General features: G+C 36.0%; 7 protein-coding genes. 2 read left to right on the top strand and 5 right to left on the bottom strand.

The window, feature by feature from the left end:
* The first annotated feature begins 107 nt into the window (after positions 1–107).
* The gene (locus CSW08_RS09365; protein ID WP_106659628.1) at positions 108–683 is read left to right on the top strand and encodes a DUF4136 domain-containing protein; all 576 of its coding nucleotides are present in this window, start codon (positions 108–110) and stop codon (positions 681–683) included.
* 59 nt (positions 684–742) lie between these two features.
* On the opposite strand, the gene CSW08_RS09370 is transcribed toward CSW08_RS09365, so the two are convergent.
* Positions 743–1,504, bottom strand: coding sequence for an enoyl-CoA hydratase/isomerase family protein (locus CSW08_RS09370; protein ID WP_106659629.1), 762 nt, complete (start codon positions 1,502–1,504; stop codon positions 743–745).
* A 99-nt stretch (positions 1,505–1,603) separates the two neighbouring features.
* On the opposite strand from CSW08_RS09370, the gene CSW08_RS09375 reads away from it, so the two are divergent.
* The gene (locus tag CSW08_RS09375) at positions 1,604–1,909 is read left to right on the top strand and encodes a rhodanese-like domain-containing protein (protein WP_106659630.1); all 306 of its coding nucleotides are present in this window, start codon (positions 1,604–1,606) and stop codon (positions 1,907–1,909) included.
* A 125-nt stretch (positions 1,910–2,034) separates the two neighbouring features.
* Here CSW08_RS09375 and CSW08_RS09380 read toward each other — a convergent pair whose 3' ends face one another.
* From CSW08_RS09380 to CSW08_RS09400, 4 genes are all read right to left on the bottom strand, one after another.
* Positions 2,035–2,235: a response regulator transcription factor gene (locus CSW08_RS09380; RefSeq protein ID WP_106659631.1), complete on the bottom strand. Its 201-nt coding sequence runs from the start codon at positions 2,233–2,235 to the stop codon at positions 2,035–2,037.
* 1,241 nt (positions 2,236–3,476) lie between these two features.
* Positions 3,477–5,759, bottom strand: coding sequence for a glycine-rich protein (locus CSW08_RS09390; RefSeq protein ID WP_106659633.1), 2,283 nt, complete (start codon positions 5,757–5,759; stop codon positions 3,477–3,479).
* A 278-nt stretch (positions 5,760–6,037) separates the two neighbouring features.
* A complete protein-coding gene (locus tag CSW08_RS09395; RefSeq protein ID WP_106659634.1) occupies positions 6,038–7,840 on the bottom strand; it encodes a hypothetical protein in 1,803 nt (600 codons plus the stop codon).
* A 131-nt stretch (positions 7,841–7,971) separates the two neighbouring features.
* A partial coding sequence (locus tag CSW08_RS09400) for a hypothetical protein (protein WP_203226867.1) occupies positions 7,972–8,854 on the bottom strand: 883 nt, incomplete at its 5' end.

Genomic DNA, 8,854 nt, shown 5'->3' on the forward strand with positions numbered 1-8,854 from the left:
TGCTAATACTAATACTGAAAAGTTCTATAAAACCAATGCTATGAGTGTTTTAACCTTAAGATTTCAGGGAAAAAATTGTTGAAAAGAAAATTTAAAACTAAACTTTTATGAAAAATGTATTTAAAACCATACCGCTTTTAGTAATTCTATTTGTGGTAACATCATGCAGTTCTGTGCGTGTAGCGACCGATTACGATAAAAATGCCGATTTTGGTGCTTACAAAACATTTGCTTTTTTTAAAAATGGCATAGATAAAGCCGAAATCAACGATTTAGACAAACGCAGGATTCTTCGAGCGATAGAAACTGAGCTTTTAGCCAAAGGTTTTACAAAATCTGAAAACCCAGATTTGTTAGTGAGTATTTTTACCAAGTCCAACCAACGTGTTGATGTTTACAACAACAACTGGGGCATGGGCGGCTGGGGCTGGGGAGGCTTCGGTCCATGGGGCATGGGTGGTTTTTACGGTCCTGGTTGGGGCTGGGGATGGAACCAACCCAACGTATCTACCTCTACCGAAGGTGTTCTGTTTGTAGATTTATTGGATGCCAATAAAATAGAATTGGTTTGGCAAGGTATGGGATCTGGTTTTTTAAGCAGAAATATGGAACAAAAAGAAGAACGTATTAAAGAGTTTGTTTCAAAAATCATGGAAAAATATCCTCCGGGAGCGCAGCAATAATTACAAAACAAAAAAGCAACTTGAGAAAGTTGCTTTTTTGTTTTTAACATATTTCTAATCTACCTAAATCGTTTTAAAGTTGATTTTGTAAAATCACTTAAAACCAAAACACCACTAATTTTTGCTCTTTCAATCAGCAAGGTATCCCAATGTTCGGTACCTTCCCAAAACACGGTTTTCATTTGTTTCAAAGCATCAGGATTATAAGCACTTAGTTTTTCTGCTAAAACTTTCACGGCGTCATCTAAAGCTTCAACTGTTTCAAATACATCGGCATATAAACCTTTTTCTTTTGCCCATTCTGCAGAAAAAAACGTTTCCGCATCTATACTCATTTGAGACATGGCCGCCAAACCTATTTTTCTTGAAACAGCTGGCTCTATTACAAAAGGCCCGATACCAATACTTAATTCACTTAGCCTTATAGAGGCATATTTGGTTGCCAAACAATAATCTGTTGCCGCTGTCAAACCCACACCGCCTCCAACTGTTTTCCCTTGAACACGGCCTATTATAAGTTTAGGACACCTACGCATGGCATTAATAACATGGGCAAAACCAGAAAAAAAAACTTCTCCGGATTTAGCATCATTTACAGCGATGACCTCATTAAAACTCGCCCCAGCGCAAAACGTTCTATCACCGCCACTTTTTAAAACAATGACATTAAAAGCGTCATTTTTACCAGCTTCAATGATGGTTTCTTCTAACTGGGATAAAATATCACTAGGCATGGAGTTTCGGTTTGGATGGAAGAATTCTATATATCCAACCGTGTTTTCAATAGAAAGTTTTACGTAAGATTCCGTTTCCTTTTGCATGTTTCAGAATTAAAAATCGAAGATACTGAAAAAAATGGTGGTAACTATTGTTACATTAAGTTTGTAATTAATAGACGAATTTTGTAAAAAATAAAAATTATGGGACTATTGGATTTTTTTCTAAAAAATAAAGAAGAAGACATTAAAGGTTTTCTAAATAAGGGTGCTATTATTATTGATGTTAGAACAAAAGCCGAATATAGCCAAGGCGCCATAACAGGTTCTAAAAACATACCCTTGCAAATAATCGATTCTAAAATAGATGATATTAAAAAATTAAACAAACCAATTATAACCTGTTGTGCCAGTGGTATGCGCTCTGGAAATGCGGCAAGTATTTTAAAGCGCCATAACATTGAAGTTATAAACGGCGGCGGCTGGGCAAGTTTGAAAACAAAACTATAACCGTAACAATTGGGCACAAAAAAACATTAGTTTTCTTCGACAAAGAAGTCTAACTAATGTTACTGACTAATTCAAATATTTATACAAATATAGTGTCATAAACTCGAACACATATTATCTAAACGTTAAACTAAGTTTATTAATATTGTTCTTTTTGGCTTTTCTACAGCCTCCAACTTATTGTGCACCTGTAGTTTTTTATAAATATTTTCAATATGTTTTCTAATAATTCCTGTAGATAAAAAAAGATGCTCTGCAATGACATTATAACTCAAACCTTTGCTTAATTGTTCTAGCACTTGCACTTCCCTATCCGATAGTTTTATATCATCTAAAGTGCTCGTAAATAACTAGCATAAAAAAAACACCAATCGCAAATAATTTTTTAAATGATTATCGCAACTGATGTTTATTTTCAACTGATTAATAGCATCTTAAAAATAATTTAATATGTTGAACCTCAACTAATTTTTCGATTAAGTGTTATAAAAAAAGATTAAGCGTAATAGTGTTAATATCACACTTAATTTAAAAAAAACCTCAACACAGGATTAATTTTGAAAGTTATAAGCGTAAATGATATTGGCACTTGCTTTATAATACAAAAAGCCTCCAAATTCCTCTACTCTATACTCTGGTTTTCTATCATTTAACACTAATTCTTTTATCAACTTTACCTGAATCCTTACTCACTTTACTAACCCAACACCATCATTTATCTTTGTTAAAATTAATTGATTTAATTTTTCATTGTTGAATTTGTTTTATGGTTAATAGCAAACCAAAAATGCAACTTAGAATACATGAAATCAATAAGATGAATTACGTATTTTAATAGCTAAAAGATTAAAAAATAAAAGGTTGCCTTAAATTAAGACAACCTTTTAAAAACTGTGCGATAAAATTATCAATCAAAATTAAACCCCTCAATAAATAAAAAAACTGATAATAGCATATCAACAAATCTCTATATTTGAGAAAATAGAGTGTTTTAATATTTCGTAAATACTATGTAAACATATTGATAAAAAAGCATTTTATAAAGCTTGCGTATAATTACGAAGGGGTTTTTGATCGAATCAGTAACAATTTTAATAAATCAATAACAATTAACAAGGGATAACTTAAAATAAGATAACCCTTTCTGCATATTTTATAATTTGTTCCTTAAAGTTTTTTTAAATCAACTTTCTATCTAATCCAAGTTGAAAATCATGCATCTGTCAGATTGGAACTTTTTCTTCTAAAGCCGTGTTGATCGACTGACGATTGCGCACAAACTTGAAGAAATCTAAATAGGACTAAAACTAGTAATGGGAAAAGTGTTAATTTCATTTTTAATTTTTAGGGGATAGTGGATATTGAATTTATTTAGTATAAAGGCCAAATTGCGCGACCATAATACTTAACATATATTAATACCCATATTACTTCACAATCCACATTATTTGTACTAGGAACCTCCATTAGTGTAATGGTTTCATAATTATTGTTAATAAAAATGTTTGGTGTTCCAGATATCATATCAAACCCACTTGTGCTTAATGTTATATTATTTAAAGAAGCATTATAAACCATATTTTGATTTTACGGCATTGTAGTTTTGTTGGATTTCTTCAGCGGTAAGCACTCTATTATAGATTAATACCTGGGCAATAGTTCCGTTAAAATAATAACCAGTTCCAGCTCTAGAGGATATATATAGCTTATGACTTGTAAAATTTCCGCTGTTGTCATTAGCAAGGCTAGGATCAATTACACTATTTGGAGCATCACCATCAATATAAATCACAGTTTGGTTTGTCGCATTTAGACTTCTATCCGTAGTTGCTGATAAAACATGCCAATTATTATCATTTATAGTCGCTACTGAATTGCGTACATTATAACCTAGATTATGGTCTGTAAATTGCATTTTATTGTCTGCGGCAAGAACGCCATAAGCATTATTAGAATTCCAGTCAATGCTATGTTCCATAATCATTTTTCCGTTAGTAGTTGCCGTTTTTAGAATGATTTGAACGGTTAGTTTATCTGTATCTGAGAGATTTAAATTGTTATTTGTTACAAAATAATCATTCAAGCCATCAAAAACTAAAGAACCACTGTTAGCACTATTATATGTTACACCATTCACAAGAGTTCCATGATTTCCATTGCCACTTATATCAGACCAGTTATTTCCTGTTCCTGAGTAACTAGATGTACTACCCGCATCCAGATGCATGATTAAGCCCGATGTAATCAAGCTATTTGGTGTGTCCATAATTTCACCATAAATGCTTACACTCTTTCCAGTACCTATTGCACCATACTGATTTATAGAATTGGCAGGATTTGAAATTTTAAGCCCGTTTTTAGTAATTCCATAGTTTCTTACGTTTATACTATTTGAAGATGTTGCTGTGGCACCCACACAATTATTTGAATTGGTATAGTTAATTTGAATCGCTTTACTCCCCATGTTTAACCATTTTAAAACAACAGTATTATCAGAGGAAGTGCCACCCGAGCTTATTGAATAATCGGTATTTACAATACCAGGGATTGTCCAAACATAATTAGATTGGCCCGATTGAGTAGTATAGCTTACCTCTGAATCAATTACAATATCGTCCGGTTGTGCCGTAAACGTTGGTATTGGCAATGGATTTACGGTTATTAATGAGGGTAGACTATAGTTCTCTGTACATGAAACATCTGTAACTACTGCTCTGTAATAAGTATTAGCAGTTAAATTGGGAGTTGTGTATATAGACTCAACAAACTCAGGAACAGTAAAGCTAAGGGTTAAAGAACCATTTCCGGTTGCAGCTGTATCTCCCTGAACATTCGTTGTAATCGTACCTGTTGTAAAAGATGAGCCACCACCACCACCACCACCAGATCTATCAGATTTATGACCGCCGCCGCCGCCGCCATAGTAACCGCCGCCGCCGCCGCCGCCAGTTCTAGAGGTTGTTGCACCTAATCCACCTTGACCAAGGCTACCTGAAGTAGCACCATTTCCGCCAGATGCACTACCTCCAGCTAATTGCGAACCACCACCACCACCAATACCACCACTATTGCCATATATGTCAGGACCGCCATTAACGCCAGTAGCTCCTGTTAAGCCGCCTCCATTTCCACCGTTACCACCAGAATCTGAATTTCTTCTTTGATTACCTCCTCCGCCTCCAGAACCAACTACAAAAATTCTATCTGACAAAGTGTTACCATTCTGTCTTATGTCTGTAGAACCACCACCACCACCAGAGCCAGATGTTGCATTACCTCCTCCATTAAATCCTCCTAAACCATCACTTCCTATCCATTGATTATCTGGTTGTGAATTCGTACCTGGATTTCCTATTGTGTTATGTCCCTGCTCTCCTATATAAATAGAAAGAGTTTCTTCTGGTGTTGTTGATAAAGTTGCTTCTAAGCTGCCCCCGAGTCCACCTCGTCCATTAAAATCAGATGAACCATGACCACCAGCAGCTCCATAACCACTTGCAATAATAGAAGTTACTCCCCTTGGTACTATAAAAGTTTGTTCTGAACCTGTATAAGAAAAATTTTTAACCTCAGTCGAGGCAGGTGTTATATTTGTAACACTAGAACCAGAGCTAACATTAATCCAGTTAATGCCATCAGAGGATTGCTGCCAAGCAATAGACCCTTTGGGAACAATTACTGAAATGGTAGTATTAGTTCCAGAACAAATAATAGAATTACTTGCAACAGCTTCTCCTGACTCACAAACTTGTGCATTTACAGAAGAAAGAGTTGTTATTAAAATGGCACAAAAAAAATAAAATTTATTTGTAGCATTTTTAAAAGCAAATTTTGATTGATATGTTCTCATTATATTAAAAATAAGCGAAAGTTAAAATGAATTTTACCCGGACCACTAACCATATCCGGTTGTTGTTTTATTCACCAATTATTTCTCCGTTTGGGGATACCCCCGCATTACCTCCCAATCTTCCATTCTTGTCCAAATTTATAGTATTTGATCCGGCTATCAGCCCAATATGCTTTTTGCCAGATCGGCTGTTGAAGCAATGCACGTGTTACACCAGAACCATCTATATAGGTATCAAAAACGATTCCTCCATGATTGGTCTCTCCTATTTTTGGTTGCTACGGTGTGTTCATAATTTCACCATAAACGCTTAAACTTTTTCCTGAACCTATTGCGCCATACTGATTTAAAGAATTGATAGGGTCTGAACTTTTTTGCCCATTTTTAGTAATTCCATAGTTTCTTACATTAATATTATTTGAAGATGTTGCTGTAGCACCCACACAATTATTTGAATTGGTATAGTTAATTTGAATCGCTTTACTCCCTGTTTTTAACCATTTTAAAACAACAGTATTATCAGAGGAAGTGCCACCCGAGCTTATTGAATAATCGGTATTTACAATACCAGGGATTGTCCAAACATAATTAGATTGGCCCAATTGGGTAGTATAAGTTACCTCTGAATCAATCACAACATTATCCGGTTGTGTCGTAAACGTTGGTATTGGCAATGGATTTACGGTTACTAACTGAGAGATAGCCGTTGTATTGACACTTGGCCCTTTTCTATTGACAGAATAAGTTGTGCTTACTGCTGGCGCAACCGATAGTGATGTTCCGGTGCCTACAATGGGGCTTGTCCCTAGTTGTATAAAATCGATATCCATAGTTACACCTGAAGCCCCAGTGTAATCAAATCTCCACCCGGTAATATTGCTATCTATCCAGCTTGCATTTGCTGACATATCAATAGTTGCAATATGCCAAGCATTATCGGATATCAACGATTTGCCTACTGAATATCCAGCAGTAGCACCTGTTATCGCTGAATTTGTAAAGAAAATTTGAGCCGCTCCTGCTGTTCCAGAAACCACCCTGTATCGAAAATTAATGTATTTATATACTGAGGGGTCGAATGAACCTAGATTATACATGTTTATTTGTGGGTCCCCCCCAGTTGTCGTCACATTTAGAATTCCGTTGTTATTGGAATTAATTGTACTTTGATTTGTGGTATAAGGCTGCGTATCCCAACCTTCAGAAAAAGCTTCATCAAATGCCCCTGAATGCCAAACATCAATTACATTTGATCCAGTAGTTCCGCCAGAGGAGGATAATGTGGTATTGTCACCGGCGCAAATCGTATTATTTCCAGTAATGCTTGTTGGTGCTGAAATAGCTGAAAAAACTGAAATTTCATCAATGCTTCCGGATCTTATGAATATATCCATTCTGTCAAAACTTGGCGAAAATCCTGAAGCAGTTGCCGATGGACTGATTGGATTTGAATAATCAAACGTTGACAAATCAGGATTTATCCACATCTCCGTTTTATTCAAATTATAGTCTATGCGAACCACTACCAGGTTTTGTGCACTCAAACTTGCCGTTGAGGTAGCTGTATTACTAAGAGTAGCATCCAATATGGACATGAAAGAACCACTACTCGCACCAACACCGCCGGTCCGTGTCCCCTCACTGAAAAGTCGAATGGTAGGCGTGCCAAAACCACCAGACGCTTCAAAAACTGAAATGAATTGAAAATAAACAACGCCATTATTTTGTAAAGGAAGTGATCTTCTTAGAGCTGCAATATCATTACAAGTTCCGTAACAAGTGGCATCAAATTCCGCTTTTAACCCTTCAGTAATTAAATCTGTATAAGCAAATCCAGTGTCTGAAGTTTTAAAATACATGTCTTGGTATGCTCTAGACCAAGCACTTGTCCAACCTGTACCATTGTTAGCATTTAGTAAAGAGGTACCACTAGTATAACTAAATCCCTCATAAACAACACGATTAAAACCTGGCGGTGTTTGCGCATTTACCGAAGAAAGAGTTGTTAGCAAAATGGCACATAAAATATAAAATTTAATTGAACCATTTTTAAACGCAAATTTTGATTGATATGTTCTCATTATATTGATAATTCATCTATTTGTAACTTATTAAGTTCTATTTGAATTTCTATACGATAGAAAAAATATTACTTTTTTATATCGAATGAAAGTTGTCATCCTCTGGAAATTCTTTAACTTTTATATTTTAATTAATAATAAAAATCCATTTGAATTCTATCTCCTACCGCAAGCGGACCCCCATTATTATCAGGGTTATAAGTCAGTGTATTTCCACTTACCGAGTAAGCGGTATTGCTAATGCGGATGCCATTGACATACATTTTCACTTTACTATTTGAAGATGGTGTTTGCGTCAAAGCAAAACTTGTCTGGGAAGCTGTAGCTGTAAATTCATCGGCAACTTCTCTAACTAGGCTTGCAGCAGCTGCAACGAAAGCAGTTGTGGCGATTTTTGTGGAATTATCTCCCGCTGTAGGGGTTGGCGCTAATGGTGTTCCAGTAAAAGTAGGTGAATTAGCAAAAACAACTGTTCCTGTTCCTGTCTCATCCGTAACTGCACCTGATAAATTTGCTGAAGTAAACGAACCCAAAGAAGCCACGTTACCTACTGAAGTGACCATGCCGGTTAAATTAGCGTTAGTTGCATTTGCAGTAGTCACAAAAGCAGTGGTAGCCAGTTGAGTAGTATTTGTACCCGCAGTAGCCGTTGGCGCAACTGGTGCACCCGTAAAGGTAGGAGAAACAGATAAAACAACATTTCCTGTTCCAGTTTCATCTGAAATAACGCCCGCCAATTCTGCCGATGTTGTTGATGCCAGAACATTTAATTTATCCGTTGTTACAACCAATGTTTTTGAGGTTGGAATCGTTGTTCCATTCACGCTCGTTGCAGTGGCTACCCCTAAAACTGGTGTCACCAAGGTTGGAGAGGTGTCCATTACGAATTTAGATCCTGTTCCAGTTTGGGAAGCTACAGAAGTGGTATTTCCTGAACTTGTAATCGGCCCGGTTAAATTAGCATTAGTTGCATTTGCAGCCGCAACGAAAGCAGTGGTAGCCAGTTGAGTAGTA

Origin of the sequence: Confluentibacter flavum, from assembly GCF_002843175.1 — a bacterium.
Classification (GTDB): Bacteria; Bacteroidota; Bacteroidia; order Flavobacteriales; family Flavobacteriaceae; genus Confluentibacter; species Confluentibacter flavum.